The sequence below is a fragment of the Streptomyces sp. NPDC051963 genome, from assembly GCF_044593495.1.
GTDB lineage: Bacteria > Actinomycetota > Actinomycetes > Streptomycetales > Streptomycetaceae > Streptomyces.
In genome coordinates this window covers 89,153-115,607 of the sequence record NZ_JBIUCC010000010.1, presented here as the reverse complement: position 1 = coordinate 115,607, position 26,455 = coordinate 89,153, and the positions used below count along the sequence as shown (strand labels likewise).

The window sequence follows — 26,455 nt, the reverse complement described above, 5'->3', positions numbered from 1 at the left end:
CCTGGGCATGCACGTCTCACGCCATCTGGACCCTTCAGTCCCTCAGTGCCAGGGCAGCTGCCCGCGCCGCTCCCAGTACGCGGGCGGCTCCTCGACCAGCTCGGTCAGCCGGGACAGCTGTTCCTCGTCGAGGTCCACGACGGCGGCGTGCAGGTTGGACGCGAGCTGGACGACGGTCGCGGCGCCGGAGAGGACGACACCGGCCCACGGCTGGCGCAGGACCAGCGCAAGGGCTACGGCATCGCACCCCAGAGACGTTTCTTCCGCTACGGCCTTCAGCGCGTCCGGCGCATACGGTTCCGCGAGCCGTCCGTTCGCCATGGCCTCCTTGACGATCACCGTGAGCCCGGCGTCATGGGCCTCGGCGAGGGCAGGGCCGGCCGAGGTCTCCAGGGCGTTGTACGTGGACTGGACGGTGCGGAAGAGGGGTTCGCCGTCGACCGTCACGGCGAGCGCGGCCCGGATCGCGTCGGCCTGGGCGGGGCCGCTGGTGGAGAAGCCGACGGTCAGGCCCTGGGCGGCGGCCTCGGCGAGCTTGGCGTGGAGTTCCTTGTCGGTGAGGGCCGGGCTGTCCGGGGTCACCGAGTGGATCTGGTAAAGGTCGAGCCGGTCGCCGAGCAGAGAGCCGGTCTCGGCGCGCTGCCGCTCGTACGTCGCGACGCCGTGGTCCTTGACCTCGTGCTGCTCGGCGTCGGTGGACCAGCCCGCGGTGTAGGTGTAGCCCCACTTGCTGCCGACGACGATGTCGTCGAGGTCGGGGCGGGCGTTCAGCCAGTCGGCGAGGAACTCCTCCGAACGGCCGTAGGAGCGGGCCGCGTCGAAGTAGCGGACGCCCTGGAAGTAGGCGGCGTCGAGGAGTTCGTGGGTGCGGGTGCGCAGCGTTTCGACGCTGCGGTTCTCTCCGAGGTCTTCGTCCCGGCCGAGGTTGATGTAGCCGGGGCGGCCGATTGCGGCGAGGCCGAGTCCGATGTGGCACGTGGGGGTCGTTGCTGTGGCCAGCCGGGCAAAGGGCATCGCGGGCTCCGTTCGGTCAGGTCCGGTACGGCTCCTGACCAACGTAACCCGCGATGACCTTCGGTGAGGCGGGGGCGCCTCGGAGCTCGGGGGGTGCGGCGCGCTGGCGGGTGCGGGTACGTCGTGCGTGCTCGCGCAGTTCCCCGCGCCCCTTGGCGGCGTGCCCTACCGCTCCTGACCAACGTGGTCCGCGATGAGCGCGGCGTGATCGCCTCAGAGCTCGGGGGGTGCGGCGCGTTCGCGAGTACGGGTACGTCGTGGTTGCTCGCGCAGTTCCCCGCGCCCCTTGGCGGCGTGGCTCTACTGCTTCTTGGCCGTGGCCCACTCGTGTTGGGCCGCCACGTTCGCCTTCACCTCTGCCAGCTGCATCGCGACCGCACTCGGTGCCGTGCCGCCTCGGCCGTTGCGGGAGGCCAGGGCGCCCGGGACGTTGAGGACGGAGCGCACCTCCGGTGTGAGGTGGGCGGAGATCTTTGCGAACTGGTCGTCGGTCAGTTCGGCGAGTTCCTTGTTCTCGGACTCGGCGACCTTGACGCACTCGCCGGCGACCTCGTGGGCGACGCGGAAGGGGACGCCCTGCTTGACGAGCCACTCGGCGATGTCGGTGGCGAGGGAGAAGCCGGCGGGGGCCAGTTCCTCCATGCGCTCGCGGTGGACGGTGAGGGTCGCCATCATGCCGGTGAAGGCGGGCAGGAGGACCTCGAGCTGGTCGCAGGAGTCGAAGACCGGCTCCTTGTCCTCCTGGAGGTCGCGGTTGTACGCCAGCGGGAGCGCCTTGAGCGTGGCCATGAGGCCGGTCAGATTGCCGATCAGGCGGCCGGACTTGCCGCGAGCCAGCTCCGCGATGTCCGGGTTCTTCTTCTGCGGCATGATCGACGAGCCGGTGGAGAAGGCGTCGTGCAGGGTCACGAAGGAGAACTCCTTCGTGTTCCAGATGATGACCTCCTCGGCGATCCGGGAGAGGTTGACCCCGATCATCGCCGTGATGAAGGCGAACTCGGCGACGAAGTCACGGGAGGCCGTGCCGTCGATCGAGTTGGCGGCCGACCCGTGCTCGAAGCCGAGGTCCTTCGCCACCGCCTCCGGGTCCAGGCCGAGGGACGAACCGGCCAGCGCGCCCGAGCCATACGGGGAGACCGCCGTCCGCTCGTCCCACTGACGCAGCCGCTCCGCGTCCCGGGACAGGGACTGCACGTGGGCCAGGGCGTGGTGGGCGAACAGCACCGGCTGGGCGTGCTGGAGGTGGGTGCGGCCGGGCATCGCCACGTCCGGGTGGGCCTCGGCGAGGCCGATCAGCGCGTCCTGGAGGTCGGCGATCAGCCCGCCGATGATCCGGGCGTGGTCCCGCAGATACATCCGGAAGAGGGTCGCGACCTGGTCGTTCCTGGACCGGCCCGCGCGCAGCTTGCCGCCGAGATCGGGGCCGAGGCGCTCCAACAGGCCACGTTCCAGGGCGGTGTGGACGTCCTCGTCGGCGATCGTGCCGACGAAGGAGCCGTCCGCGACGTCCGCTTCCAGCTGGTCGAGCCCGGCGAGCATCCGGGTCAGCTCGTCGTCGGTGAGCAGGCCCGCCTTGTGCAGCACGCGCGCGTGGGCACGCGAACCGGCGATGTCGTAGGGCGCGAGCACCCAGTCGAAGTGGACGGAGGCGGACAGCTTCGCCAGGGCCTCGGCGGGACCGTCGGCGAAACGGCCGCCCCAGAGCCGTACGTCACCGCTGTTGCTGCTCACTTGCGTTGCTCCTAGAGAGATACGGATATGCCGCCGCCTCCCCACTCGCGAGCGGGGAGGCGGCAATCACGCTACTGCTTACGCGAGGTCACGTCGGGCTACGCCCGCAGTTGACGCTGTGCCGCGATCTTCGACGACATGCTGTAGATGTCGATGAAGCCCTTGGCCGCGGCCTGGTCGAAGGTGTCGCCCGTGTCGTACGTGGCCAGGTTGAAGTCGTACAGCGAGGTCTCGGAGCGCCGGCCGGTGACGACGGCGCGGCCGCCGTGCAGGGTCATCCGGATGTCGCCGTTGACGTGCTGGTTGGCCTCGTCGATGAAGCCGTCCAGGGCGCGCTTGAGCGGGGAGAACCACAGGCCGTCGTAGACGAGCTCGCCCCAGCGCTGCTCGACCTGCCGCTTGTAGCGGGCGAGTTCACGCTCGACCGTGACGTTCTCCAGCTCCTGGTGGGCGGTGATCAGCGCGATCGCGCCCGGGGCTTCGTACACCTCGCGGGACTTGATGCCGACGAGCCGGTCCTCGACCATGTCGATCCGGCCGATGCCCTGGGCGCCGGCGCGCTCGTTGAGCTGCTGGATGGCCTGGAGCACGGTGACGGGCTTGCCGTCGACGGCGACCGGGACGCCCTCCTTGAAGGAGATGATCACCTCGTCGGCGTCGCGCTGGACGGCCGGGTTCTGGGTGTACTCGTAGATGTCCTCGATCGGACCGTTCCAGATGTCCTCCAGGAAGCCCGTCTCGACGGCGCGTCCGAAGACGTTCTGGTCGATGGAGTACGGGGACTTCTTGGTGGTCGCGATCGGGAGGTTCTTCGACTCGCAGAACGCGATCGCCTTGTCACGGGTCATCGCGTAGTCGCGGACCGGGGCGATGCACTTGAGGTCGGGGGCGAGGGCGACGATGCCGGCCTCGAAGCGGACCTGGTCGTTGCCCTTGCCGGTACAGCCGTGGGCGACCGTGGTGGCGCCGTGCTTCTGGGCGGCGGCGACGAGGTGCTTGACGATCGTCGGCCGGGAGAGGGCGGAGACCAGCGGGTAGCGGTCCATGTAGAGGGCGTTGGCCTTGATCGCCGGGAGGCAGTACTCCTCGGCGAACTCGTCCTTGGCGTCGGCCACTTCGGCCTCCACCGCACCGCAGGCGAGTGCCCGCTTGCGGATGACGTCCAGGTCCTCGCCGCCCTGGCCGACGTCGACCGCAACGGCGATGACCTCGGCGCCCGTCTCCTCGGCGATCCAGCCGATGGCGACGGAGGTGTCCAGTCCGCCTGAGTAGGCGAGTACGACGCGCTCGGTCACGGGTTTCTCCTTACAGTGCATTCCCTGTCATGCATGAGTATGCAGGAGTCTGCATGATTCGTCAATCCCGGAGTGGTTTGAACGGTGGAAACCGCTTTCCCGTATCTCTCGCCGACGCAGGCGCCGCGTCCTCAGACAACTCCGCAATCAACACCGCAATCAACTCCGCACAACAACCAAGTCACCCGACCCGAGTGAGGCATCCGCATGTCCAGGGCTCTTCCGAAGTACAACAAGCGACGCGTCGCCTTCATCGGCGGCGCCGCCGCGGTCGTGCTGACCGGCGCGGTGATCGCCCAGTCCGCCCTAGCCGGGGAGACGTCCAAGAGCAACGACAGCGCCCGCACGCTGGCGGGCCCCGGCACGATCTCCTGCCCGGACGTGGCGTCCCAGCTGCCGGAGATCCCGGCCTCGGCCCAGGCCGAGGTCGACCGCAACCTGGCCCTGCTCCAGACCCAGATCGCCGAGGCCAACCAGCGGCTCGTGGACACCGTCGGCCAGGGCGGCGCCAACTTCGTCCAGAACGCCATCCTCGGACCGCTCGAGGACAAGCGCATCGCCACCGTCAACCGCATCGCCACGGCCATCGGCCGCACGGCCGAGAAGCCCCAGGGTCTCGACGCGCTGGCGCCCTGCTCGCTCGGCGCCGACGGTGCAGCGGGCGGGGCGGGCGAAGAGGCGGGCGCCGGTGACGAGGCGGGAGCCGGCGAGGAGGTCGAGGCCACGCCGAGCGACACGGCCACCGAGGGGGCCGGCGGCACCGACACCGGCGAGGACGCGGGGAACACCGGCGTCGGCACGATCAGCTGCCCGGACGTCGCTTCCCAGCTGCCGGAGATCCCGGCCTCCGCGCAGGCGGAGGTGGACCGCAACCTGGCCCTGCTCGACACGCAGATCGCCGAGGCCGACCAGCGGCTGGTCGACACCGTCGGCCAGGGCGGCCCCAACTTCGTGCAGAACGCCATCGTGGGCCCGCTCGCGAGCAAGCGCACCGCTGCCATCGAGCGCATCGCGATCTCCATCGGCCGTACCGCCGAGAAGCCCGAGGGCCTCGACTCCCTGGCCGCCTGCACGGTCACCCAGTGACGTGACAGGCGCTGTGGCCGCCCCGTGCAAGCGCCGGCCGGGGCGGCCACGGTCCACGCGGTCCTCCGCGCAACCGGAGTATTCAATTCATTAGACAGGCGAACTAACTGCGCCCATAATCCTTAGGCATGGGAAAGACTTATGAGCGCATAGACGGCCGACTCCGTACGTTCATCGAGGCGCAGCCCCTCTTCTTCACCGCGACCGCCCCGCTCTCCGGCGACGGCACCGTCAACCTCTCCCCCAAGGGCCTCAAGGGCTCCTTCGTGATCCTCGACGAACACACCGTCGCCTACCTCGACTTCGCGGGCTCCAACGCGGAGACCGTCGCGCATCTGCGCGAGAACGGCCGGATCACCCTCATGTGGTGCGCCTTCCAGGGCCCGCCGAACATCGTCCGCGTGCACGGCCGGGGCGAGCCCGTCTTCCGCGACGACCCCCGCTTCCAGGAGTTCCTCTCCCACTTCCCGGACATCGACCCGACGCTGCACGGGCTGCGCGCGATCATCGTCGTCACCGCCGAGCTCATCCGGGACAGCTGCGGCTACGCGGTGCCCCTCATGACGTACGACGAGGACCGCGATCTGCACGGCAAGCGCTTCGCGCGCGAGGACGACGCCTCGCTCAGCGCCTACTTCCAGAAGAAGGATCACATCGCAACCAGCCTGGATGGCCTACCCGGGCTGCCGTTGCCGCTGCCGCCGTCTAGCGTCTGAGCCATGCGCCCCGGTGTCGTCGCCACCCTCGCCGCCTCGTCCCTCCTCATGCTCGCCGCCGCGCCCGGCGGCGCCCCGCCGCTGCCCGCGCGGATGGCGGCCACCGGCGGCGGCACCCAGCTGATCACCGCCGTGGCACCCCGCATCGGCGCCACGACGGGCACGGTCACCTGGTGGGACCTGAGCGACGGCCACTGGGTGAAGACGGGTTCCGCCGCGGCCCGCTTCGGCGCCAACGGCCTCACCGAGGGCGCCTCGCGCAAGCAGGGCACGAACACCACTCCCACCGGCCTGTACGGACTGCCGTACGCCTTCGGCATCAAAGCGGCGCCGCCCGGGACGACGTACAAGTACCGTCCCGTGCACCAGAACTCCTACTGGTGCCAGGACAACGACTCGCGCTCCTACAACCGCTGGACCGAGCCCCTCGCCGCCGACTGCCGGGCCGCCGAGTCCGAGCATCTGATCTCGTACGCCGCGCAGTACGCACACGCACTCGTCGTCGACTTCAACTACGGCAAGCCGGTACGCGGCCGCGGGGCCGGAATCTTCCTGCATGTCAACGGGCGCGGGGCGACGGCCGGTTGTGTGTCGGTGCCGGCGGACGCGATGCGACGGATCCTCCAATGGGCCGATCCGGGCCAGAGGCCGCACCTCGCGATCGGGACGACGAGCGGGCCGACGGCGATCACGCGGTACTGACCCTCCCGTCCGCTGCTGAACCCTCGTCAGGTTCCTTGTATCCCCTCCACGTTGCCCGTCTGCGGTGCCATCATGTTGACGCCGAAAAGGGGGGACTGACATGGGGCATTCGGCACGCAGGGCACTGCTGGTCGGGGTCGGGGACACACCCGCGGCACCATCGGGCGCCGAATCGCTCGACGCGGCCGTGGCGGCTGATCTGACGCGGATGAAGTCGGTGCTCCACGACTCGCACTACGAGGTGCGGACCCTGCACAACGCGGAGGCGGGCCGCTCCCGGATCAGGGCGACGATAAGCGAGGTGGCCGGGGCCACGCCCGAGGGCGGCACGCTGCTGCTCTATTTCACCGGCCACGGCATCCGTGTCGGTACGGATGACTTCCTCGTCCCGTGGGACGTGACCCCGCCCGAGGACGGGAACTGGGAAGAGCCGTACATCGACTCGCTGCTGCCGGCGAAGATCAGCCCCCTGCTCAAGAGATGTAGGGCGACAACGGTCCTCTGGCTCATCGATGCCTGCCGTACCGAGATGCCCGACGACGGCGTGCCCTTCGGTAACAGCATCGACAACGGTCCGCCGCACGGAGGATTCGCCGTGATGACCGGCTGCTCGCCCGGGGAACTCAGTGGCTTCACCCCCCGGGGCAGCTTCTTCACCGGAGGACTCGTCGAGGCCCTGGACTCGATGACATCCGCGCGCACCGTCCAGAGCGTCTTCACGATGGCCCGGCAGGCGGCGCAGACCGAGGCGAACCGGCATCGAGTACCACAGCTGGCAACCATCCGGTACGGCACCAACCTGGAGGCGGAGACCCGGGCGGCGGAGATCTGCGAGGGTCAGGAACTTCTGGAGGCCTGGCGCGACGCCGTACGGAGCTGCCCGCTGTGGAAGCGCGTCGAGGAGAGCCAGCAGGCCTGCGTGCCGGGTCTGTTGCAGTCCTTGGAGACGTGGGTGAAGGGCTGCGCGGACACACTCCACACGGCCCGCAAGCGCATGCCCGAGCCGGATCCATGGGTCGACGACCTGTTCCCCATCCGTCTGCTCGGCGATCGGCTGCCGCGGCTGCTGCCGGACACCGTCACGCTCTCCGCCGTGGAGGCGGCGGTCCTGGTGGCCGCCCCCTTTCTCCACGAGGCCGCCTGGGCGGACCGACTGAGCCGTGCGGCCGAGGCCGATCCCCTCACCCTCGACCCGCAGACCCTGCCGAACGAGGATCGCAGACACTACGAGCAGGTCATCGACCAGTACGCGCGCATGGCCCGCAAAGTGGCCGACTGCCGTGCTCGTGGCCGCGAGCAGGACGCGACAACCGTGACCATGTGGCTGGTGCACCGCTGGATCGCCGAGCGCTTCGAGACGGACAGCTCCCCGGTGCCCGTCGGTCCGGCCGACGATCTCGCCTCGCTGCTGCTCGGTCAGGACAGGGAGGATGGCCGGGTGAAGGAGCTGTCCGAGCTGCTGTGCTCGGCGGCCGCCGCCATCGGGCTGCCCGAACCACGCGAGGACACGCACCTGCACGCCCGCGGCAAGGTACTCCTCAACGGCAACCACCAGACACTGCGGATCCAGCCACTGGCAGCGCTGCTGCGCCTCGCTGCCGTACTCGCCGTGGACGTGCGCACCTTCCCCGAGATCGTGGCCGAGCACCTGGCCGTGAGCGACCCGGTACAGCCGCACCAAGTCATCGCGATCGTCCGCCAGTTGGCCTGGGAGAAGGACCACGACGCGCTGCATCTCGACGCACTCTGCCCGCACCAGGCCCTGCATGCCGCGCTGACCGAGGTGGCCGAGCGGGCGGACCAGATCGCCGAGGAGGTCCTGACGCTGGCCGACACACGGCCGGCCTCCGAGGCAGGACTGCTGGCAGCGGTGCCGAGAAAGGTCACCCCGCGAGGGGTGGGGCCCACCCAGGTCGGCAACGTTCTGGCGTACGAGACGCCCCTGCTGCGCTTCCGCCTGGCCCAGACCGAGGTCCGCGAGCTGCTGATGGGCGAGCAGCTCTACTCCGGAGAACCCCAGCTCGCCCTGCGCGAGTTGTACCAGAACGCCATGGACGCGTGCCGGTACCGTGCGATGCGCTGGAAGTACCTCACGAGCATGGGCATGAACCCGGACGACTGGTCCGGCCGCATCACCATCAGACAGGGCGAGGACGCCCGCGGCCGCTTTGTGGAGTGCCGGGACAACGGCGTGGGCATGAGCGCCGAGCAGTTGAAGTACACGTTCACCCGGGCCGGTAGCCGTTTCGAGCAGTCGAAGGCCTTCCGCCGCGAACAGTCGCGCTGGCTCCGCCACGACCCCGAACTACGGCTCTACCCCAACAGCCGCTTCGGCATCGGGGTGTTCAGCTACTTCATGCTCGCCGACGAGATGACCATCGTGACTCGTCAGGTCAACCAGGAGGGCATTCCCGACGAACACGCGCTCCAGGTCGACATTCCGAGCAGCGGCAGTCTTTTCCGCATCAAGCGTCACGACGGGGCCGGGGACAGCATGTCGGGCGGCGGCACCCTCGTCCGCCTGTACTTGCGCGACGGCCCCGTCACCGACGGACTGTCGTGCGTGAAGACGCTGCGCGAGCTGGTCCAGGTCAGCGAGTTCGCACTGCGGGTGTGTGACGCGTCCGGTCTCGATCGCACATGGGCTCCTCGTGTGCTGCACCAGGAAGCCGGCGCGGTTGCCGAGGCACTCGAAGCCGTCCCGGACGTGCTGTGGTGGGTGCCCGGGCGCGGCGCTGTGCTGTGCGACGGCATCGCCACGGACAAGCAGCCGTTCGGCTACGTACTCAACCTGACCGGCCCGCACGCGGGGCGGCTGAGCGTGAACCGGAAGGAACTCCAGGCTTACGACCCTTCCTGGGCCGAGCAGAACTGGCGCGCGGGGGCCGCCGCCCTCGCCCGGTGGCCGGAGCTCACCATGGAGTGGCTGTGGCAGTTGGAAAGCGACCAACTGCCCGCCGCCACCGCCCTGCACGACGAATGGCGCGGCCAGGGGATGACGGTACGCAGGGGCGCGTCGGACGTACATTCCCTCGATGTGCAGGGCTGGTTCCGTCTGGATCAACCGATTCTCGAGCGCTGGGGGAGGGACCGCGAGCCCTTTGACACCGACATGGAGCTCCGATACATCGCACCATGGAGAGCCGCCGCTCTCGCGCTCGCCCGGGGCTCGGGCGAAACAGCACAGCCTTTGAGCGTGGAGGGTTATCCGGTTCCAGAACCCGGAGACGCCGACATCTGGGGGATCGCCAACACCTGGTGGGGAGTGGTCGCGCACGCCGAGCAACGGCGCTTGACGGTGGCCGAGGTGATCAATCGGAGGCGGCGGCTGCGCCCGGCCCACAAGCGGCAGGCGCCGCCGCCGATCACCGGAGAGGTTCCGTCCCAGGTTCCGGACGGGGGCGACCGCGCCATCATCGAGGCATTCTCCAATCCTTGGAGCATCGTCAGCGACGGACCGGGAGGGCCGGACGACCTCGGCGGCGTGGTGCTCGCCTCCGAGCGGCTGGCGCTGCCCCTCGGAGAGGTCGTCCGACGGTGCGCCCGCTATGCCTGCCTGGGCCGTGAGACGCCTTGGCCGGCCGTCCCGGCACATCACGAGGAATACGTGTGCACGGCCGACGACATCGACCGGCTGGTGCTCGCCAGGAATGACGTGTACAGCACCAGTCTCAGCCGGGTGAGCACACCGGAGCACGTCCAGGAGACCAGCCGGCACCTGGGGCTGCCGGCCTCCGAGATCCTGGCCGCGCTCTCCCGCTTCGAGTGGCTCGGCTGGACTGCTCCCCCGGCCGAACAGGTCACCGCCTGGGCGGAACTCGAGGCCGATGTCCAGGCCGTTCTTCAGAGTCGTCTCCGCGTCGACAGCGAGGGGCACGACACGTTGCCCTGGACCGCGACGTTCGACCTGGCGTCCGGTCGGGGAATCAGTCTCGGCGAGGCCGAGGAGTGCCTGGCGCACGCGGCTGCCCGTCTCGGCATGATCCACGAGCGGCAGTACGCCCACGACTCGCTCGCATCACAGGTCGTCCCCGCCCCCTACGTCGTCGAAGTCATCGACACGAGTCTCGGGGACAGTCACGGGTTGGAGGACCGTGTCGGACTGGAGCAGTTGGGGCGGGCAGCCCGGCCATGGACCGGCGTCGAGAACAGATTCCTCGACGCCGTCGAGCAGTTGCGCACCGCGGGCGTCGCCGTCCCGGACGACCTCACTCCCCTTTTCGCCTGGCGGGATCTCCCATTGCGCACACGCTTCGTCCTGTCGGGGAAAGAGGCCTCCAGCGACACGGAGAACTGGCCCACGGACCGGCTGACCACGGCCTCCCTCTTCCAGTCCGCCGGATTCCTGCACGAATCCCTGCGCGAGGTGTGGGGGATCGCCGAGCGCGAGGCGCCCCGTTTCGGTCTGACCGTGCCCGTGCTCCCGGAGGAACTCGCCGATCACCATCCCTCCGCCGAGGAGTGCAGCGCCCTCACGGATCAGCGCCAGGCGCACAGTTACTACCTGCCGAGCGAATGGCAACCGCTCACGCCCCTCTCGCTGGCCGATTTCGCGGCAGAACTCAAGATCGGCACCGCTGCGGCCTATGCACGGCTGGCCGCGCTGCGTCCGCTCGGCGCCCTCGTGCCGGAGCTGTCCCAGGCCGCCGCCGAAGCGCTGCCCGACTCTCCCCCCACCCGGCACGACCTGGCCGCTCTCGACGAGGAGTACCGGGTGAGCGGCCCGGACCAGCCGCTCACTCCCCTCGACCTGGTCAGCCTCGCCGCCCGGCTGGGCGAGCCGCTCCCCGACCTGGTCCGCCGCATCGAGCCCTACATTCCCCTTCTGCCGGTCCCGGTCGCGCTGCCGCCCGTGCCTGGCGTGGTCCCCCTGTGGCAGGACCTCGCCCTGCTCAGCAGGTGTTTCGACGGCGTACTGCCTGCGGTGGAGGGACTGGTGACGGCGCGGCACATCACACTCGCCGCGCAGGCCACCGACGAGACCGAGGACTGGATCAGAGGACGGCTGCGCCTGTACTCCGCCATGTTCGACCTGCGCCTGGAGGGGGACGATGCCTGAACATCCGTCCCGCAGCCACGACTTCGACGCCCTCTATGCCGACACCGACATCGGCCGTACGACGGTCCCCTTCACCTGGCGCGACTCGGCGGACGGTCTCGGCGTCGTCGTCGAGGGTCCCTGCCCCCGGTGCCACGGCAGAACGAGGCGGGAGATCCGGCGCGTCATGCCCGGCACGGGGACCAAAGGGCTGCCCTCGTGGCTCCGGGGCACGCCCCCCGAACCCGCGACGGACCAAGAGGTACTGCTGGCCGAGCGGTACTTCTGTGCCTGCGGGCACCCCCACCCGAACCGGCCGTCCGGCGTTCACGCCAGCCATGCGGGCTGCGGTGCCAGCTGGGTGCTCGGCTCCCTCTCGAGGAACGAGGCCCCGTGAGTCTGGAGTCCGACCGGCGATGGGACCTGCTCGCCGATGCACTGGAGTTCACGCAGCTCGGGGAGTTGCGCAGACAGGCGGAGGGCTGGCGCTCCGGTCTTTCCGGCCTGGCCGCACTGCTCACCGTCCTGGTGGTGCTCAAGGGCAGGGACGATCTGGCCCAGCTGCCCACGGCGGCGAGGAATGTCGCCTCCGGGCTGGTGGCTCTGGCGTTCCTCCTCCTGGTCGCCGGTTCCGTACTCGCGACCCGGGCCGCGCACGGCCGGATGGACGAGAGGTCCAGGCTGATGGGCGGTCAGGCGCTGCGTCGCTGGACCGTTCGTGAGGTGGACCGGGTCACCCGGTCCCTGTACCGGGCCGCTCTCTGCTGCTGTGCCGGGATCGTCTTCACGGTCGCCGCGATCGCTGTTGCCTGGTCGACGACCGAGTCGGCTCCGGATCATCTGGTCCGCGTCGGCACGACGACCGGTGACCGGTGCGGGGCCTTCCTGGCCTCGGGGCCCGATGCCGTCGTACTCGGCGTCGAAGGGAAGGGCGGCGACCGCGAGCGGATCACCCTGCCCGACACCGTCGTGACCTCGGTGACACCCGTTACCTCCTGCCCCGAGCAAGGGTGAGCCGCCGCGGACGACCAGCGACGGTTACCGCCAGTCGCATCCATCGCACGGGACTCCACCGGACTCTGAACACACTGCCGTCGCGGCACGTATCTGTGGGCCAAGGCCACAGCCCGTCCACGGAGGAACCGTGACCAGCACGCTCGCAGGCGGCCGCGCCGCCCGACGCCAGACGATGCGCCGCATTCGTCCGCGCCGCTCACCGGCGACCCTGCTGTTGCTCGCCGTCTGGGCCGGTGCGGCCGGTGTGCTGTGGTTGTGGTGGTCCAACACCCCTTCCATCGGCGACACCAACGCCAAGATCCTCGCCGCGGGCCGTATCACCGGCCTGCTCGCCGGCTATCTCATGGCGCTCGTCGTGCTCCAGATGGCCCGCGTGCCCGCACTGGAGCGCCGGGTGGGCTCCGACCGAGTGGCACGCTGGCACGCGATGAGCGGCCGCTACACGCTCTGTCTGACCGTCGCCCACGTCTTCCTGATCATGTGGGGCTACGCCCTTCAGGCAGGCAAGGGCCTCGGCGACATCGTCCAGCAGACGATGGACTCGATCAACCAGCTGCCGGACATGGGCAAGGCCGCCATCGGCACCGGTCTGCTGTTCTTCATCGGGCTGATCTCGATCGGCGGGATCCGCCGCAGGATTCCGTACGACACCTGGTACCACGTCCATCTGCTGACGTACGCGGCGGTGTTCCTGACGTTCTGGCACCAGCTCACCACCGGCAACGAGTTCGTCGTCGAGCCGCTCGCGAAGACCGTCTGGTACGGGCTGTACGGCACGGTGACCGCCCTGGTGATCTGGTACCGGATCCTCACCCCGATCCGCCTCAACATGCGTCACCGCATGCGGGTCGAGGCGGTCATCGAGGAGACGCCCGGGATCGTGTCCGTGCTGATCGGCGGCCGGAAGCTGCACCGGATGGGCGCGGAGGCCGGCCAGTTCTTCCGCTGGCGGTTCCTGGCGCCCGGCATGCGGTTCAGCTCGCACCCGTACTCCCTGTCGGCGGCGCCGCGGCCGGACATGCTGCGGATCACGGTCAAGGCGATCGGTGACCACAGCGCCCGCCTGCGGGAACTGAGGCCCGGCACGCGCGTGTGGGCCGAGGGCCCGTACGGCGCGCTGACCGCCCAGCGCCGCAGCCGCGGCAAGGTGCTGCTGGTCGCCGGCGGAGTCGGCATCACCCCGATGCGGGCGCTGTTCGAGACGCTGCCCGGAGCCTCCGGTGACATCACCCTGCTCTACCGGGCCAACAGCACGCAGGATCTCGCCCTGTGGGACGAGCTGGCCGCCATCGCGGACGAGCGGGGCGCCCGGCTGATGTACGCCGTCAACTCCCCCGACGGGGAACGCCCGGACATCTCGGCGGAGCGGTTGCGCCAGAAGCTGCCGGACATCGACGACCACGACGTCTTCATGTGCGGGCCGCCCGGCTTCGCACAGGGCGTGTACGAAGCACTGCGCGGCGCGGGGGTCCCCGCCCGCCGTATCCATCACGAGTCGTTCGAGATGTGACGACGGGAATCGTCGGACCCACGGAAAACTTCGGGAATCTTCGGGAATCAGGAGCTCAGGAGCGATGAGGAAGACCCATCCCCTTCGGCGTGTCGTGCTCGCAGGCGCCGCCACCGTGTCCGGGATCGTGCTGTTGCTGTCGCTCAAACCGGGGTCGGATTCCGGAGCCGAGTCGGTGGGCGGCGCTGCACCGGGCCAGTCGATCGGCGCACAGGAGTCCGCCCAGGGCGGCGCCCAGGCGATCGGCTCCGGATCGTTCACCGGTGACGTGGCCGACACGCAGTACGGACCCGTGCAGGTCAAGCTGACCGTCAGCGACGGGAAGATCACCAAGGCCGAGGCGGTGCAGGCACCCAGCGGCGGCCAGAGCACCCAGATCACCGGCAACGCCGTACCCAAGCTCAACCAGGCCGCGGTGACCGCAGGGACCGCCGACATCGACGCCGTCTCCGGCGCGACCTACACCAGCGCCGGCTACAAGAAGTCCCTCCAGTCCGCGCTCGACAAGGCAGCGGCACAGGGCGGCTCGGCGCAGGACGCGGGCGGCGGCGCCGCACAGGCCCAGACCGTCACCGGTGACGTGGCCGACACGCAGTACGGACCCGTACAGGTCCGGATCACGGTGAACGGCGGAAAGATCACCAAGGCCGAGGCGGTGCAGGCGCCCAGCGGCGGCCAGAGCACCCAGATCACCGGCAACGCCGTACCCAAGCTCAACCAGGCCGCGGCGGCCGCCGGGACCGCCGACATCGACGCCGTCTCCGGCGCGACCTACACCAGCGCCGGCTACAAGAAGTCCCTCCAGTCCGCGCTGGACAAGGTCAAGCCCGCCGAGGAGTCCGGCACCGGGGCGGAGGCCGGCGCAGGTGCCGCCGCCAGCCCCAGCCCCAGTGCCACCGCCGGTGCAGGCGCCGGTGCCGGGCAGGGCGCGAGCGGCGGGGTCAGCAACGGAACCGGCACCGTCACCGGCAAGGTCTCGCAGACGGAGTACGGGCCCGTTCAGGTCCGGATCACGCTGCGCAACGGCAAGATCATCCAGGCTGCGGCGGTACAGGCGCCCAGCGGTGGGCGGAGCACCCAGGTCTCCAACAACGCGGTGCCCAAGCTCAACCAGGAGACGGTGGCCGCGGGCAGCGCCGACATCGACTCGGTGTCCGGGGCGACCTACACGAGCGCCGGGTACAAGAAGTCCCTCCAGTCGGCGCTGGATGAGGCCGGTGTCTGAGGCAGTGGCCGATCCCATCGAATCGGCAGCAGCTCCCGCCGCGGTGCGTCATGTGGAGGAGGTCATGGGGACCGTCTTCTCCTTCGACGTCCGCGGCGGGGATCCCGGTGCGGTCAAGGCGGCGCTGGAGGAGGCCGTCGCCGGGCTGCACCGGGTGAACGAGGTGTTCAGCACGTACCGCGAGGACAGCCAGGTGTCGCGGCTGGCGCGCGGTGAGCTGAGCGTCGGTGACTGCGATCCGGAGGTCGCCGAGGTGCTGGAGCTGGCCACCGAGGCGGAGCGGGTGAGCGAGGGCTGGTTCAGCACGTCGTACGAAGGTCAGCTCGATCCGACCGGGATCGTCAAGGGGTGGGCCGTCGAACGGGCGGCACGGTCGCTGGCGGCGGTCGGGGCGAGCGGCGTGAGCGTCAACGGCGGCGGCGATGTCCAGCTGCTCGGTACGCCCGGGCCGCATCGGCCCTGGCGGGTCGGGGTCGCGGATCCCTTGCGGCCGGGTGGCCTCGCGGCGGTCGTGTCGGCGGCCGGTGCGGAGGAGTTGGCCGTCGCCACGTCCGGGACCGCCGAGCGCGGCGCCCATATCGTCGATCCCCGCACCGGGCGCTCCGCCGTGACCGACCTCGTGGCGGTGACCGTGGTGGGGCCTTCCCTGACCTGGGCGGACTGCTGGGCCACCGCCGCGTTCGCGATGGGTTCGCGGGCGGGGCTGCGGTGGCTGGAGTCGCTGCCGGGGGTGGAGGCGCTGCTGATCACCGCCGGGGACGAGGTGCGGTGCACTGGGGGGTTGGCGGCGCGGCTCGGCTGACGGGGGTGGGCCGCGCAACCCGGCGCTGACGGGGTCCCGCAGACTGACGGCAACTGGTCCGCCCCCAAGGGGCGCGGGGAACTGCGCGACCAGCCCCCACCCACCCGCACCCGGCAGCCAACCCCCGCCACCCCCCTCAGCGCCCGTTCAGTGCCCGTTCTGAGCCAACCTCAGCAGATGATCCGCCAAGGCCTGCCCACCCGTAGGATTCCGGCTGATCAGCAGCAACGTATCGTCACCCGCGATCGTCCCGAGGATGTCGTGCAGTTCGGCCTGGTCGATCGCCGAGGCCAGGAACTGCGCGGCCCCCGGAGGAGTCCGCAGCACAACCAGGTTCGCCGAAGCCTCCGCAGAGATCAGCAGCTCCGCGGAGAGCCGCCGCATCCGCTCCTCCTTCGCCGACTCCCCCAGCGGCGCACGGGGCGTCCGGAAACCCCCCTCACTCGGCACCGCATAGATCAGGTCACCGTCGGTGTTGCGGATCTTCACCGCGTTCAGCTCGTCCAGGTCCCGGGAGAGCGTCGCCTGAGTGACGGTCAGCCCGTCATCGGCCAGGAGCTTCGCCAACTGGCTCTGACTCCGCACCGGTTGCCGGTTGAGGATGTCCACGATCCGGCGGTGACGCGCGGTGCGGGTCTGCGGCACGGCGGGCCCCACGGGGTGCTCGTGATCCTGCGCCTGGCTCATGGTCGTCTCATTCTCCGGATCGTCCGTCCCCGTCGGCCACCGCGTCCAGGACCCCGGGGAGCGCCCCGAGGAAGGCGTCCACCTCGTCGTCGCCCAGGGTGAGGGGCGGCATCAGTCGTACGACATCGGGGGCGGGCGCGTTCACCAGGAAACCGGCGTCCTGAGCCGCCTGTTGCGCCTGCGGCGCGAGTGGCTCGGTGAGCACGATACCCAGCAGGAGGCCCGCACCCCTGACATGGGAGATCAACGGGTGGTTCAGCGACTCGATTCCGTCCCGCAACCTCTCGCTCTGCTGCTTGACGTTCTCCAGCAATCCGTCGTTCGCGATGGTGTCGAGAACGGCGAGTCCGGCCGCGCAGGCGACCGGATTGCCGCCGAAGGTCGTGCCGTGCTGGCCGGGCTGGAGCAGCTCGGCCGCCCGCCCGAAGGCCACGGTCGCGCCCAGCGGCAGTCCGCCGCCGAGGCCCTTGGCGAGCGTGATGACGTCCGGCAGTACGCCTTCGTGGGCCATGTACTCGAACCAGTGCCCGGTACGCCCGACACCGGTCTGTACCTCGTCCAGGACCAGCAGGCTGCTGGTGGCGGCGGTGATGGCGCGCGCCGCCTTCAGATAGCCCGCCGGCGGCACCACGACGCCGTTCTCGCCCTGGATCGGCTCGATGATGACGAGGGCCGTGTCCTCGGTGACCGCGGCGGCCAGTGCCTGCGCGTCGCCGTACGGAACGTGTGTGACGTCGCCGGGCAGCGGCAGGAAGGGGGCCTGCTTGCCGGGCTGTCCGGTGAGCGCGAGTGCGCCCATGGTGCGGCCGTGGAAGCCGCCGTCGGTGGCGACCATGTGGGTCCGCCCGGTCAGCCGCCCGATCTTGAACGCGCCCTCCACCGCCTCGGCGCCGGAGTTGCAGAAGAACACCTTGCCGTCCCGGCCGAAGAGCTGGAGCAGCCGTTCGGCGAGCGCGACCGGCGGCTCGGCGATGAACAGGTTGGAGACATGGCCGAGCGACGCGATCTGCTTGCTCACGGCCTCGACGACCGCCGGGTGGGCGTGGCCGAGCGCGTTGACGGCGATGCCGCCGACGAAGTCGACGTACTCCTTGCCGTCGGCGTCCCACAGCTTCGCGCCCGCGCCACGCACGAGGGGCAGCCGCGGGGTGCCGTAGTTGTTCATGAGCGCGTCCTGCCACCGCTCGGTCAGTTCCTGATTGGCGGTCATACGGCATCCCCCTCCGGCTCGTCCGGCACGACCATCGTGCCGATGCCTTCATCCGTGAAGATCTCCAGCAGGATCGAGTGCTGGACCCGGCCGTCGATGACGCGGGCGGTGGTCACGCCGTTGCGCACGGCGTGCAGACAGCCCTCCATCTTCGGCACCATGCCGGAGGACAACTCCGGCAGCAGCTTCTCCAGTTGGGAAGCGGTGAGGCGGCTGATCACCTCGTCGCTGTGCGGCCAGTCCTCGTAGAGGCCCTCGACGTCGGTGAGGACCATGAGGGTTTCGGCGCCCAGCGCAGCAGCGAGTGCCGCAGCCGCCGTATCAGCATTGACGTTGTAGACATGTCCGTCGTCCTGGCTACGGGCGATCGACGAGACGACCGGGATACGGCCGTCGGCGAGCAGTGCCTCGATCGCGCCCGTGTCGATCTCGGTGATCTCGCCCACCCGCCCGATGTCGACGAGCTCGCCGTCGATCCGGGGCTGGTGCTTGGTGGCGGTGATGGTGTGCGCGTCCTCGCCGGTGAGACCGACGGCGAGCGGCCCGTGCAGGTTGAGCAGTCCGACCAGTTCCCGCTGTACCTGTCCGGCCAGCACCATGCGTACGACGTCCATGGCGTCCTCGGTGGTGACCCTGAGGCCCGCCTTGAACTCGCTGACGATGCCGTGCTTGTCGAGGGCGGCACTGATCTGCGGGCCGCCGCCGTGCACGACGACCGGTTTGAGGCCGGCCTGTCGCAGGAAGACGACGTCCTGGGCGAAGGCGGCCTTCAAGTCCTCGTTCACCATGGCGTTTCCGCCGAACTTGATGACGACGGTCTTGCCGTTGTGCCGGGTCAGCCAGGGCAGCGCCTCGATGAGGATCTGCGCCTTGGGCAGGGCGGTGTGCTTACGAGTAGTGCTCATGACGAGTATGCGCTGTTCTCGTGGACGTAGTCGGCGGTCAGGTCGTTGGTCCAGATGGTGGCCGTGTCGGAGCCCGCGGCCAGGTCGGCGACGATGTGGACCTCGCGGTAGCGCATGTCGACCTTGTCCCGGTCCTCGCCGACGCCGCCGTTCTTGCACACCCATACGCCGTTGATGGCGACGTTCAGCCGGTCGGGTTCGAAGGCGGCGGAGGTGGTGCCGATGGCGGACAGGACGCGGCCCCAGTTGGGGTCCTCGCCGTGGAGGGCGCACTTGAGGAGGTTGTTGCGGGCGATGGAGCGGCCCACCTCGACGGCGTCGTCCTCGGTCGCGGCGCCCACCACCTCGACCTTGATGTCCTTGCTCGCGCCCTCGGCGTCCCGGATGAGCTGCTGGCCCAGGTCGTCGCAGACGGCGCGGACGGCCTCGGCGAACTCGTCGTACCCCGGGGTGATCCCCGTGGCGCCCGACGCGAGCAGCAGCACGGTGTCGTTGGTGGACATGCAGCCGTCGGAGTCGACGCGGTCGAAGGTCGTGCGCGTGGCGGCGCGCAGGGCCTTGTCCAGTACGTCGCCGTCGAGTTCGGCGTCCGTGGTGATGACGACCAGCATGGTGGCGAGGCCCGGCGCGAGCATGCCGGCGCCCTTGGCCATACCGCCGACGGTCCATCCTCCCTTGGTCACAACGGACGTCTTGTGGACGGTGTCGGTGGTCTTGATGGCGATGGCGGCCTTCTCACCACCGTGCTCGCTCAGGGCCTCGGCGGCGGTCTCGACGCCCGGCAGCAGCTTGTCCATCGGGAGCAGGACCCCGATGAGGCCGGTGGACGCGACCGCGACCTCGGCGGCGTTCAGACCGAGCGTGTCCGCGACCTTCTCGGCGGTGGCGTGCGTGTCCTGGAAGCCCTTCGGACCCGTACAGGCGTTGGCGCCACCGGAGTTGAGGACGACGGCGGAGACCTGTCCGCCCTTGAGGACCTGCTCGGACCACAGCACCGGCGCGGCCTTGACGCGGTTGGAGGTGAAGACGCCCGCGGCGGTGAGGCGGGGCCCGTTGTTGACCACGAGGGCCAGGTCCGGGTTGCCGTTCGCCTTGATCCCGGCGGCGATCCCGGCCGCCGTGAATCCCTGTGCTGCCGTGACACTCACGGTGCGACTCCGATCGTGGAAAGCCCTGCGGTCTCGTCGAGCCCGAGGGCGAGGTTCATGCTCTGGACGGCACCGCCCGCGGTGCCCTTGGTCAGGTTGTCCATGGCGCTGATCGCGATGATGCGGCCCGCTGCCTCGTCGAATGCGACCTGCACCTGAACGGCGTTGGAACCGTGGACGGACGCCGTGGCGGGCCACTGCCCCTCGGGGAGCAGGTGCACGAAGGGTTCGTCGGCGAATGCCTTCTCATAGGTGGCGCGCACGGATTCGGCGGTGGCCCCGGCCTTCGCCTTCGCGCTGCAGGTGGCGAGGATGCCGCGGGGCATCGGGGCCAGCGTCGGCGTGAAGGACACCGAGACCCGCTCGCCGGCGGCCGCGCTGAGGTTCTGGATCATCTCGGGGGTGTGCCGGTGGCCGCCGCCGACGCCGTACGGCGACATGGAGCCCATGACCTCGCTGCCCAGCAGATGCGGCTTGGGCGCCTTGCCCGCGCCGGAGGTGCCGGAGGCGGCGACGATCACGGCCTCGGACTCGGCGAGGCCCGCCGTGTACGCCGGGAAGAGGGCCAGCGAGACGGCGGTCGGGTAGCAACCGGGTACCGCGATGCGCTTGGACCCCTCCAACGCCGCGCGGGCACCCGGCAGTTCGGGCAGGCCGTAGGGCCAGGTCCCGGCGTGCGCGGAGCCGTAGAACCGCACCCAGTCCGCCGCGTCCTTCAGCCGGAAGTCGGCCCCCATGTCGACGACGAGCACATCCGGGCCGAGCTGCTCGGCGACGGCGGCGGACTGTCCGTGCGGCAGCGCGAGAAAGACGACATCGTGCCCGGCGAGAACGTCCGCCGAGGTCTCCTGGAGCACACGGTCGGCCAGCGGCAGCAGGTGCGGCTGGAGCGCGCCGAGCCGCTGACCGGCGTTGGAGTTCGCGGTGAGTGCGCCTGTCTCGACCTCGGGGTGCGCCAGGAGCAGCCGCAGCAGCTCCCCGCCCGCGTACCCGCTCGCTCCGGCCACCGCCGCACGTACCGCCATGACATCCTCCTCCTGGATGGCATGACTATACGTTTCGCTGCACTTTTATGCAATCCCGTGATCCACCTGGGCCGCCCTGTCACCGGCGGGATACGTTCATGCTGTCAGTCACAGGAGGCCGACAGCAGGCCGACAGGAGGACACGGCATGACTCCCGAGCCCACCGGTCAGCTCGTTCCCACTCCAGCGGGCTTCGACCTGATCATCACCCGCACCTACCGCGCCCCGGTCGACGACGTCTGGGCGAGCGTCACCGAGTCCGAGCGCACGGCACGCTGGTTCGGACCGTGGCGTGGCGAGGCGGCCCCCGGGCGCACCGTCGAAGTGCAGATGGTGTTCGAGGAGGAGGCGCCCTGGAGCCCGCTCCGGATCGAGGCCTGCGAGCCACCGCGCCGGCTGGCGCTGTCGGCGCAGGACGAAGCCGGTTCCTGGTCGCTGGAGCTGCTGCTCGCCCAGACGGAGACCACCGGGACAACCGAGCTGCGGCTCGTCCACCACCTCACGTCCACGGAGGACCTCGGATCGATCGGCGCCGGCTGGGAGTACTACCTCGACATGCTCACCGCCTCACGCACGGGCGGGCCCCGGCCCGATTTCAACGACTACTTCCCCGCGCAGAAGGCGTATTTCGAGTCCCTGGCGTGAGCGAATCGATCGGTGCGGTCCGGCCACCCGCAGTCTGTGCTGTGCCCAGCTGGCCTCCGTCGATGTTCGTCACGGTCCGAAGACTGCCTGGCGGATGCCCTCGACGAGTGCCAGTGCGCCGCTACCTGTGGCGAAACCACCGTTGATGGTGTCGAGCCAGCGGCCGACCTTGGTCCGGTCGACGGGTTCGCCTGCCGAAACGGAACGATCCAGTTCGGAGTTGAGCGACTCGGCCGCGACGCTCACCGGACCGCCCTCGGTGCCGACCAGCCGCAGCAGTTCCACGGTCAGGCGCAGGGCCTCCGCCGTTCGCTCGGGGTCGGGCACCGACGGGTCGGGGACCTGGCCGAAGTCCGCTCCGTGGATCGTCATGTTGTTGTGGTCACCGGCCTGCACCGGTCCGTGGATCGGACCGGAGAACGAGATGTCGCTCATGTGTCTTCCTTCAGTTGCCGGGAGCGGGCGGTCCGCCTTCGGGAGACGGGCCGCCCGCTCCGGTTCCGCCACCCGGTGGTGGAACCGGCCCGTTGACGGTCATTTGGTTCTCCGAGCCGGCCTGCACTCCGCCGTGGATGACCCCGTTGAAGTTGAAGACCTGCTCGCGGATGATCTGCTGCCTCTGGGACCGCAGGTCGGAGGCGTCGATGTGGTGTTCCGTCAGGAAGGACTCGGTACAGGTCAGCGTCGCCTGCACGATGCTCTTGAAGTAGATCTGCGCGTCACGCAGTTCGCTGTACCCCATGCGGCTCCAGGCGGAGGCCTGCTCACGCAGGCTGCTCCTGGCGCCGTAGTCGTAGCGGCCGTAGTCCTTACGGATCTCCTTGCGCAGCCGCGTCAGCCGACGCCGCCGAAGGGCCCGGTGCCAAGACCTTCCGCCGAGCCGTGACCACGAACGAAGCAGTGCCTCGCTCGTTGCGTGCACCGCGTGTGCGGCGGTTCTGGCCTTCAGCCGGGCACGGGTCCCCGCGAGCCACGGCGGTTCGTCGAAGCGTTCCCCGAGCGGCGGGAGTACATAGGCGGCGACCTCCCAGGACAGCTGCGGCCAGTGGAGCTGTGCACGCAGGTGCACCGACACCACGACCTTTCCGCCGCCGCTGAAGGCTCGCAGACTGAGGTAGGTCTCCATGCCGCCACCCGGTTTGTCGGCCCCCTCCTGGACCAGAGCGTCAGGGATCACGGCAAGGGGCTGCCGAAGGGGGTCGGGAAGCACTTCCGGGCCGAGGTCGACCACATGAAGGCCCCGGACATAGAGCCGGCTGTCGGCTTTGAGGTTGCCGAGACCGGTCACCCCCGGCAGCCGCTGGGCCAAGTGGTGATGGAGATCGCACACGTCGAAGGGAACAGGCTTGAGGATCTGGCCCGCGGGGCCCTTGGCAGGTCGGCTGACGTCCACGGGCGCCCACACGGATTCGGAGATCCGCCAGCCGCTGCCGACAAACGGGGTCCTGGCCTCCGCGTCGGCGTGATACGGAATGATGTTGACCCGCTTCAAATCGTCCAGCCGTCGCTCGAGTTGAGCGGGCAGAGGCGGAGCGAGGCTCTGCGGCGGTGAAAGGTCGTCCCTGAGCGCGAGAGCCATCGAGCGGGCGGCCCACCCGTTCCGGAAGACGACCAGCCACGCCCCGGGCAGGACCGTGGCGGAGGCGGCCAGGCAGGCGAGGCCGAGTGTCCCGTTCCCTGTGGCCAGCAGTGCGCCGCCGGAGACCAGCAGCGCCAGCAGCAGACCCAGCAGTGCCGCCAGCTTGCGATCACGGGCGATCCCCCGCTCCTCGGCGAGGCGCGCGTGCCGCACCACCGCGACGAGATTCACCCCCAGGGCGGGTCCTACGGCATTGAGGCCGTCTTCCGCGTATTCCTCGATCACTTCCCGCGCGAACCCCGCATCAAGGTGGGCCGTGGCACACATGCGACGGGTGACGAGATCAGGCAGATAGACGGGAAGAATACTAGGCTTGATCGCGACCATTTCCGTTCCCCCGGGGTAGGCACTCCCACGCACCCGAGTCCACCGTACAGCGCGCGGAGTGTCCAGGATCCGAATATGCGCTCTTCCCTTTGCGGAGCCGACTTCAATACCCCGATCTTGTGCCATTCTCAGGGCAAGTCGGTCTGTTGTCGCCGTGTGACGTAAGCGGCTATGGGGAACGCGGGGGCGGAATGCAATGGCAGTAAGGGTTGTGGCAGCCGTCGATTTTGGGACTCACGGATCCGGATTCGCCTGGTGCGCGATCGATAGAATCAACGACATCCCGTCCGATCGAAAGATCTTCTATTTCGATCAATGGCGGAAACAGCCGGTGGTATATCCAAAGAATCTCAGCGCGTTGCTCCTGGACGGCAAGGGCACGGTGCTGGATTGGGGTTATTCCGCCCGCCGGGCCCTCTCGACCGCCCGTGCGGGTGGCGCCGCCCCGTCGCCGCGACTGGTCCAGGGTTTCAAGATGTGGCTCCGCGGTGGTGACGACCCCGTCGCCGGGCACCTCAACGGGACACCGGCCCAGGCCCTGCCACTGATCACGGCCTATCTGGAGCGGCTGCGCAAGGTGGCCGTCCGGCACATCACCGACGGGGGCTACCAGGAGAACGAGATCCGCTGGTGCCTCACCGTCCCGGCCATGTGGACCGACTATCAACGGGATGCCATGCGCAAATGTGCACAGAAGGCGGGGTTCCCGAGCACTCGCGAACAGTTGTTGCTGATCACCGAGCCGGAGGCAGCCGCGATCCACGCTCTGGTCCGCATCCCCTCAGGGAGGACATCGTCACCGATCATGATGGTGGACTGCGGCGGCGGAACCATCGACATCTCGGCGTACCTTCCCGGGCCGAACAGGCATCTGGCGCAGCTGGGGCACACCACCGGCGGGCACCTCGGATCCGCCTACATCAACGAACGTTTCCTGGCCACGGTCGTCCGGCCCAGGCTCGGCCCCGATCTGGTGGACGAGCTCGAACGGACCATGCCGGCCGCCGTCCAGGACATGATGGACGCCTTCGAGAACGCAAAGATGCACCACGACGCCGGCCGGACGGAAAGGCTCTCCGTCAGCATTCCCGGCCAGGTGTACCGACTGCTGCTGACCCGGGGCCGGCTCGAGCACCTCGCCCGGATGCAGGGTGGGGAGGACTTCCACATCGCGCTCGACGCGAAGGCGGCGGACAGTCTGTTCGAAGGCGTGGTCCGCCCCCTGCTGTATCTGGTCTCCGAGCGGATCGTGGAGCTACGCGGTCTGCTGCCGGACGATCAAAAGAAAATCAAAGTGGTCGTGGTGGGAGGTTTCGCCCAGTCCCCCTATCTGCGCACCCGCCTCACCGAATTCCTCGGGGAACGGTACGGCACCGACGTACAAGTGATCATCCCGCCCGATCCCGCCCGGACTGTTCTCGCCGGTGCGGTGCACTATGCGTACGAGCCTGAGGTTGTCACCTCCCGCACCGTGGGGTTCACATACGGCGTCGAGTGCTGGCTTCCTTTCGAGGAGGATGTCGATCCGCCGAGGCTTCGCAGCCGGACGGACGACGGCAGAACAATGTGCCGCGACCGGTTCTTGACCTTCACGCAGATCGGTGAGTCCGTGGAAGTCGACCAGGAAATCACACAGACCCTGCTCCCTCTCCTCAGCGACCAGGAAGCGGTCGAATTCGGATTCTACGCTTCCACCGAGAAAACCCCCCGGTATATCAGCAGAAACGACGCCCGCCTTCTGGGCAGTATCACCATCGAGCTCGGGGGCGCCATGAAGGTCCCGCTCGACGAGCGGGCCATCGACATCACCCTGCGTTTCGGCGGTACCGAGATCGAGGCGACTGCCCTCAACCAGCACACCGGTCAACGGATGCGCACATCGTTGGCGTTCAGTCCCGATACTGGATCATGACGGGGGCACAGTGAACCAGTTCCATGCCGCGGCGCGTGAGCCCGAGACCCTCCAGGCGCTGGCGCACCACCTCGCCAAGTCCGCGTCCGACCTCATGACACAGTCCCAGCTCATCCAGGAGCTGGCGGATCGACGAGGCCACGAACTCGATGGCGTCAACCGGGCCTTGGCGGAGTTACAGGGTGCGGTGACCATGCAGGACAACCGCCTGAACGAGATCCTCGGACGCTTCAACCAGTCGCGGGACGATGTGACGAGTGCCACCGAGGCTCAGCACCACGAGCTGGCCCGCGAGTTCAGGAATCTGATCGACCAGCAGGCGTTCTTCCTCTGCTCCCAGGTCACGCAGATCGGAACTCACTCGGACCCTGCCCGACGGGCATCCCGGTACCTCCAACTGGCTCAGCACCTGTGCCGGCTGCTCTTCGGCCCGCTGCCGCCGCTGTCCGCCGAGATCAGTTCGCTGTTCGAGAGCTTCGGCGCGCCGAAGAAGGACACGGATGCCCACTGGGACACGCAGATTGACCGGCTGCTCCAGCGCCTCTCTGCGCTCCGGCGGCGGGTGGCCGCGGTCGGGACTCCGTTCCGCTGGGACTTCGAGGTCGCCATCGGCGAGCCGTACGCCGCCGATCGGTACCAGCTCTGGACGACCGCATCACCCGACTCGCCCATCGAGCTCGCTGTGGCGCCTGCCTATTCCGTTCCGGGCAGGCCGCCCTATGTCCCCGCCATGGTGTTCACGGCCTTCCTCACGGACCCCCGTTGAACAGGCAGCCCGACGCGCCTTCCCGCATTCGAGCTCTCGTACACGAACAGAGGCA

General features: G+C 69.3%; 22 protein-coding genes. 12 read left to right on the top strand and 10 right to left on the bottom strand.

Features of this window, described 5'->3' with window-relative positions; all coding sequences use genetic code 11:
- Nucleotides 1–42 precede the first annotated feature (42 nt).
- The 3 genes from ACIHFB_RS37425 to ACIHFB_RS37415 all read right to left on the bottom strand — a co-directional run bounded on the left by ACIHFB_RS37425 (nucleotide 43) and on the right by ACIHFB_RS37415 (nucleotide 4,040).
- Entirely contained in the window at nucleotides 43–1,014 is a 972-nt protein-coding gene (locus ACIHFB_RS37425; protein WP_400129250.1) for an aldo/keto reductase, read from the bottom strand.
- Nucleotides 1,015–1,314: 300 nt separating this feature from the next.
- Entirely contained in the window at nucleotides 1,315–2,745 is a 1,431-nt protein-coding gene (gene argH, locus ACIHFB_RS37420; RefSeq protein WP_365282457.1) for an argininosuccinate lyase, read from the bottom strand.
- A 98-nt stretch (nucleotides 2,746–2,843) separates the two neighbouring features.
- On the bottom strand, nucleotides 2,844–4,040 hold the full coding sequence (locus ACIHFB_RS37415) for an argininosuccinate synthase (RefSeq protein WP_365282456.1): 1,197 nt from the start codon (nucleotides 4,038–4,040) through the stop codon (nucleotides 2,844–2,846).
- Between the two features lie 207 nt (nucleotides 4,041–4,247).
- Here ACIHFB_RS37415 and ACIHFB_RS37410 point away from each other — a divergent pair, with 207 nt between their 5' ends.
- The 9 genes from ACIHFB_RS37410 (at nucleotide 4,248) to ACIHFB_RS37370 (ending at nucleotide 16,136) form a co-directional block, all read left to right on the top strand.
- Complete coding sequence (locus ACIHFB_RS37410) at nucleotides 4,248–5,126, top strand: hypothetical protein (protein WP_400129249.1); 879 nt, start codon at nucleotides 4,248–4,250, stop codon at nucleotides 5,124–5,126.
- 128 nt (nucleotides 5,127–5,254) lie between these two features.
- Nucleotides 5,255–5,842, top strand: coding sequence for a pyridoxamine 5'-phosphate oxidase family protein (locus ACIHFB_RS37405; protein ID WP_400129248.1), 588 nt, complete (start codon nucleotides 5,255–5,257; stop codon nucleotides 5,840–5,842).
- 3 nt (nucleotides 5,843–5,845) lie between these two features.
- Complete coding sequence (locus tag ACIHFB_RS37400) at nucleotides 5,846–6,544, top strand: L,D-transpeptidase family protein (protein ID WP_365282453.1); 699 nt, start codon at nucleotides 5,846–5,848, stop codon at nucleotides 6,542–6,544.
- Nucleotides 6,545–6,644: 100 nt separating this feature from the next.
- The gene (locus ACIHFB_RS37395; protein ID WP_400129247.1) at nucleotides 6,645–11,603 is read left to right on the top strand and encodes a caspase family protein; all 4,959 of its coding nucleotides are present in this window, start codon (nucleotides 6,645–6,647) and stop codon (nucleotides 11,601–11,603) included.
- Nucleotides 11,596–11,979 (top strand): hypothetical protein, encoded by a 384-nt coding sequence (locus tag ACIHFB_RS37390; protein ID WP_400129246.1) that lies wholly within the window; start codon nucleotides 11,596–11,598, stop codon nucleotides 11,977–11,979. Before ACIHFB_RS37395 ends, ACIHFB_RS37390 begins: the two co-directional genes overlap by 8 nt.
- Nucleotides 11,976–12,596: a hypothetical protein gene (locus ACIHFB_RS37385; RefSeq protein ID WP_400129245.1), complete on the top strand. Its 621-nt coding sequence runs from the start codon at nucleotides 11,976–11,978 to the stop codon at nucleotides 12,594–12,596. Before ACIHFB_RS37390 ends, ACIHFB_RS37385 begins: the two co-directional genes overlap by 4 nt.
- Nucleotides 12,597–12,726: 130 nt before the next feature.
- Nucleotides 12,727–14,109: a ferredoxin reductase family protein gene (locus ACIHFB_RS37380; RefSeq protein WP_365282449.1), complete on the top strand. Its 1,383-nt coding sequence runs from the start codon at nucleotides 12,727–12,729 to the stop codon at nucleotides 14,107–14,109.
- A 64-nt stretch (nucleotides 14,110–14,173) separates the two neighbouring features.
- The gene (locus ACIHFB_RS37375; protein ID WP_400129244.1) at nucleotides 14,174–15,334 is read left to right on the top strand and encodes an FMN-binding protein; all 1,161 of its coding nucleotides are present in this window, start codon (nucleotides 14,174–14,176) and stop codon (nucleotides 15,332–15,334) included.
- Nucleotides 15,335–15,398: 64 nt separating this feature from the next.
- Entirely contained in the window at nucleotides 15,399–16,136 is a 738-nt protein-coding gene (locus ACIHFB_RS37370; RefSeq protein WP_400129343.1) for an FAD:protein FMN transferase, read from the top strand.
- A gap of 147 nt (nucleotides 16,137–16,283) precedes the next feature.
- Here the strand turns inward: ACIHFB_RS37370 and ACIHFB_RS37365 are convergent, their stop codons facing one another.
- From ACIHFB_RS37365 to argC, 5 genes are read right to left on the bottom strand one after another with little or no spacing between them, the layout of a single operon-like run.
- On the bottom strand, nucleotides 16,284–16,823 hold the full coding sequence (locus ACIHFB_RS37365) for an arginine repressor (protein WP_365282446.1): 540 nt from the start codon (nucleotides 16,821–16,823) through the stop codon (nucleotides 16,284–16,286).
- 7 nt (nucleotides 16,824–16,830) lie between these two features.
- Nucleotides 16,831–18,033, bottom strand: coding sequence for an acetylornithine transaminase (locus tag ACIHFB_RS37360; RefSeq protein WP_400129243.1), 1,203 nt, complete (start codon nucleotides 18,031–18,033; stop codon nucleotides 16,831–16,833).
- A complete protein-coding gene (gene argB / locus ACIHFB_RS37355; protein ID WP_365282444.1) occupies nucleotides 18,030–18,938 on the bottom strand; it encodes an acetylglutamate kinase in 909 nt (302 codons plus the stop codon). The genes ACIHFB_RS37360 and argB overlap by 4 nt, the downstream gene beginning before the upstream one ends.
- Nucleotides 18,935–20,086 carry a bifunctional glutamate N-acetyltransferase/amino-acid acetyltransferase ArgJ gene (argJ, locus tag ACIHFB_RS37350; RefSeq protein WP_400129242.1) on the bottom strand — a complete coding sequence of 384 codons (1,152 nt, stop codon included), beginning with the start codon at nucleotides 20,084–20,086 and terminating at the stop codon, nucleotides 18,935–18,937. Before argJ ends, argB begins: the two co-directional genes overlap by 4 nt.
- Nucleotides 20,083–21,111, bottom strand: coding sequence for an N-acetyl-gamma-glutamyl-phosphate reductase (gene argC / locus ACIHFB_RS37345; protein ID WP_400129241.1), 1,029 nt, complete (start codon nucleotides 21,109–21,111; stop codon nucleotides 20,083–20,085). The genes argJ and argC overlap by 4 nt, the downstream gene beginning before the upstream one ends.
- 147 nt (nucleotides 21,112–21,258) lie before the next feature.
- On the opposite strand from argC, the gene ACIHFB_RS37340 reads away from it, so the two are divergent.
- A complete protein-coding gene (locus ACIHFB_RS37340) occupies nucleotides 21,259–21,756 on the top strand; it encodes an SRPBCC family protein (protein WP_365282441.1) in 498 nt (165 codons plus the stop codon).
- Between the two features lie 69 nt (nucleotides 21,757–21,825).
- On the opposite strand, the gene ACIHFB_RS37335 is transcribed toward ACIHFB_RS37340, so the two are convergent.
- On the bottom strand, nucleotides 21,826–22,191 hold the full coding sequence (locus ACIHFB_RS37335) for a hypothetical protein (protein WP_365282440.1): 366 nt from the start codon (nucleotides 22,189–22,191) through the stop codon (nucleotides 21,826–21,828).
- A gap of 10 nt (nucleotides 22,192–22,201) precedes the next feature.
- Nucleotides 22,202–23,722, bottom strand: coding sequence for a hypothetical protein (locus tag ACIHFB_RS37330; RefSeq protein ID WP_400129240.1), 1,521 nt, complete (start codon nucleotides 23,720–23,722; stop codon nucleotides 22,202–22,204).
- Nucleotides 23,723–23,933: 211 nt separating this feature from the next.
- Here ACIHFB_RS37330 and ACIHFB_RS37325 point away from each other — a divergent pair, with 211 nt between their 5' ends.
- Both ACIHFB_RS37325 and ACIHFB_RS37320 read left to right on the top strand, forming a co-directional pair.
- Nucleotides 23,934–25,634, top strand: coding sequence for an Hsp70 family protein (locus ACIHFB_RS37325; protein ID WP_365282438.1), 1,701 nt, complete (start codon nucleotides 23,934–23,936; stop codon nucleotides 25,632–25,634).
- A 10-nt stretch (nucleotides 25,635–25,644) separates the two neighbouring features.
- Entirely contained in the window at nucleotides 25,645–26,400 is a 756-nt protein-coding gene (locus ACIHFB_RS37320) for a hypothetical protein (protein ID WP_400129239.1), read from the top strand.
- Nucleotides 26,401–26,455: the final 55 nt, after the last annotated feature.

What these genes read in the sequence shown, in the direction of transcription:
- ACIHFB_RS37400 (WP_365282453.1), top strand. Translation starts at nt 5,846, where the DNA reads ATGCGCCCCGGTGTCGTCGCCACCCTCGCCGCCTCGTCCCTCCTCATG.
- ACIHFB_RS37395 (WP_400129247.1), top strand. Translation starts at nt 6,645, where the DNA reads ATGGGGCATTCGGCACGCAGGGCACTGCTGGTCGGGGTCGGGGACACA.
- ACIHFB_RS37365 (WP_365282446.1), bottom strand. Translation starts at nt 16,823, where the DNA reads ATGAGCCAGGCGCAGGATCACGAGCACCCCGTGGGGCCCGCCGTGCCG.
- ACIHFB_RS37375 (WP_400129244.1), top strand. Translation starts at nt 14,174, where the DNA reads ATGAGGAAGACCCATCCCCTTCGGCGTGTCGTGCTCGCAGGCGCCGCC.
- ACIHFB_RS37335 (WP_365282440.1), bottom strand. Translation starts at nt 22,191, where the DNA reads ATGAGCGACATCTCGTTCTCCGGTCCGATCCACGGACCGGTGCAGGCC.
- argB (WP_365282444.1), bottom strand. Translation starts at nt 18,938, where the DNA reads ATGAGCACTACTCGTAAGCACACCGCCCTGCCCAAGGCGCAGATCCTC.
- ACIHFB_RS37425 (WP_400129250.1), bottom strand. Translation starts at nt 1,014, where the DNA reads ATGCCCTTTGCCCGGCTGGCCACAGCAACGACCCCCACGTGCCACATC.
- ACIHFB_RS37390 (WP_400129246.1), top strand. Translation starts at nt 11,596, where the DNA reads ATGCCTGAACATCCGTCCCGCAGCCACGACTTCGACGCCCTCTATGCC.
- ACIHFB_RS37330 (WP_400129240.1), bottom strand. Translation starts at nt 23,722, where the DNA reads ATGGTCGCGATCAAGCCTAGTATTCTTCCCGTCTATCTGCCTGATCTC.
- ACIHFB_RS37405 (WP_400129248.1), top strand. Translation starts at nt 5,255, where the DNA reads ATGGGAAAGACTTATGAGCGCATAGACGGCCGACTCCGTACGTTCATC.
- ACIHFB_RS37360 (WP_400129243.1), bottom strand. Translation starts at nt 18,033, where the DNA reads ATGACCGCCAATCAGGAACTGACCGAGCGGTGGCAGGACGCGCTCATG.
- ACIHFB_RS37410 (WP_400129249.1), top strand. Translation starts at nt 4,248, where the DNA reads ATGTCCAGGGCTCTTCCGAAGTACAACAAGCGACGCGTCGCCTTCATC.
- ACIHFB_RS37370 (WP_400129343.1), top strand. Translation starts at nt 15,399, where the DNA reads ATGGGGACCGTCTTCTCCTTCGACGTCCGCGGCGGGGATCCCGGTGCG.
- argC (WP_400129241.1), bottom strand. Translation starts at nt 21,111, where the DNA reads ATGGCGGTACGTGCGGCGGTGGCCGGAGCGAGCGGGTACGCGGGCGGG.
- ACIHFB_RS37340 (WP_365282441.1), top strand. Translation starts at nt 21,259, where the DNA reads ATGACTCCCGAGCCCACCGGTCAGCTCGTTCCCACTCCAGCGGGCTTC.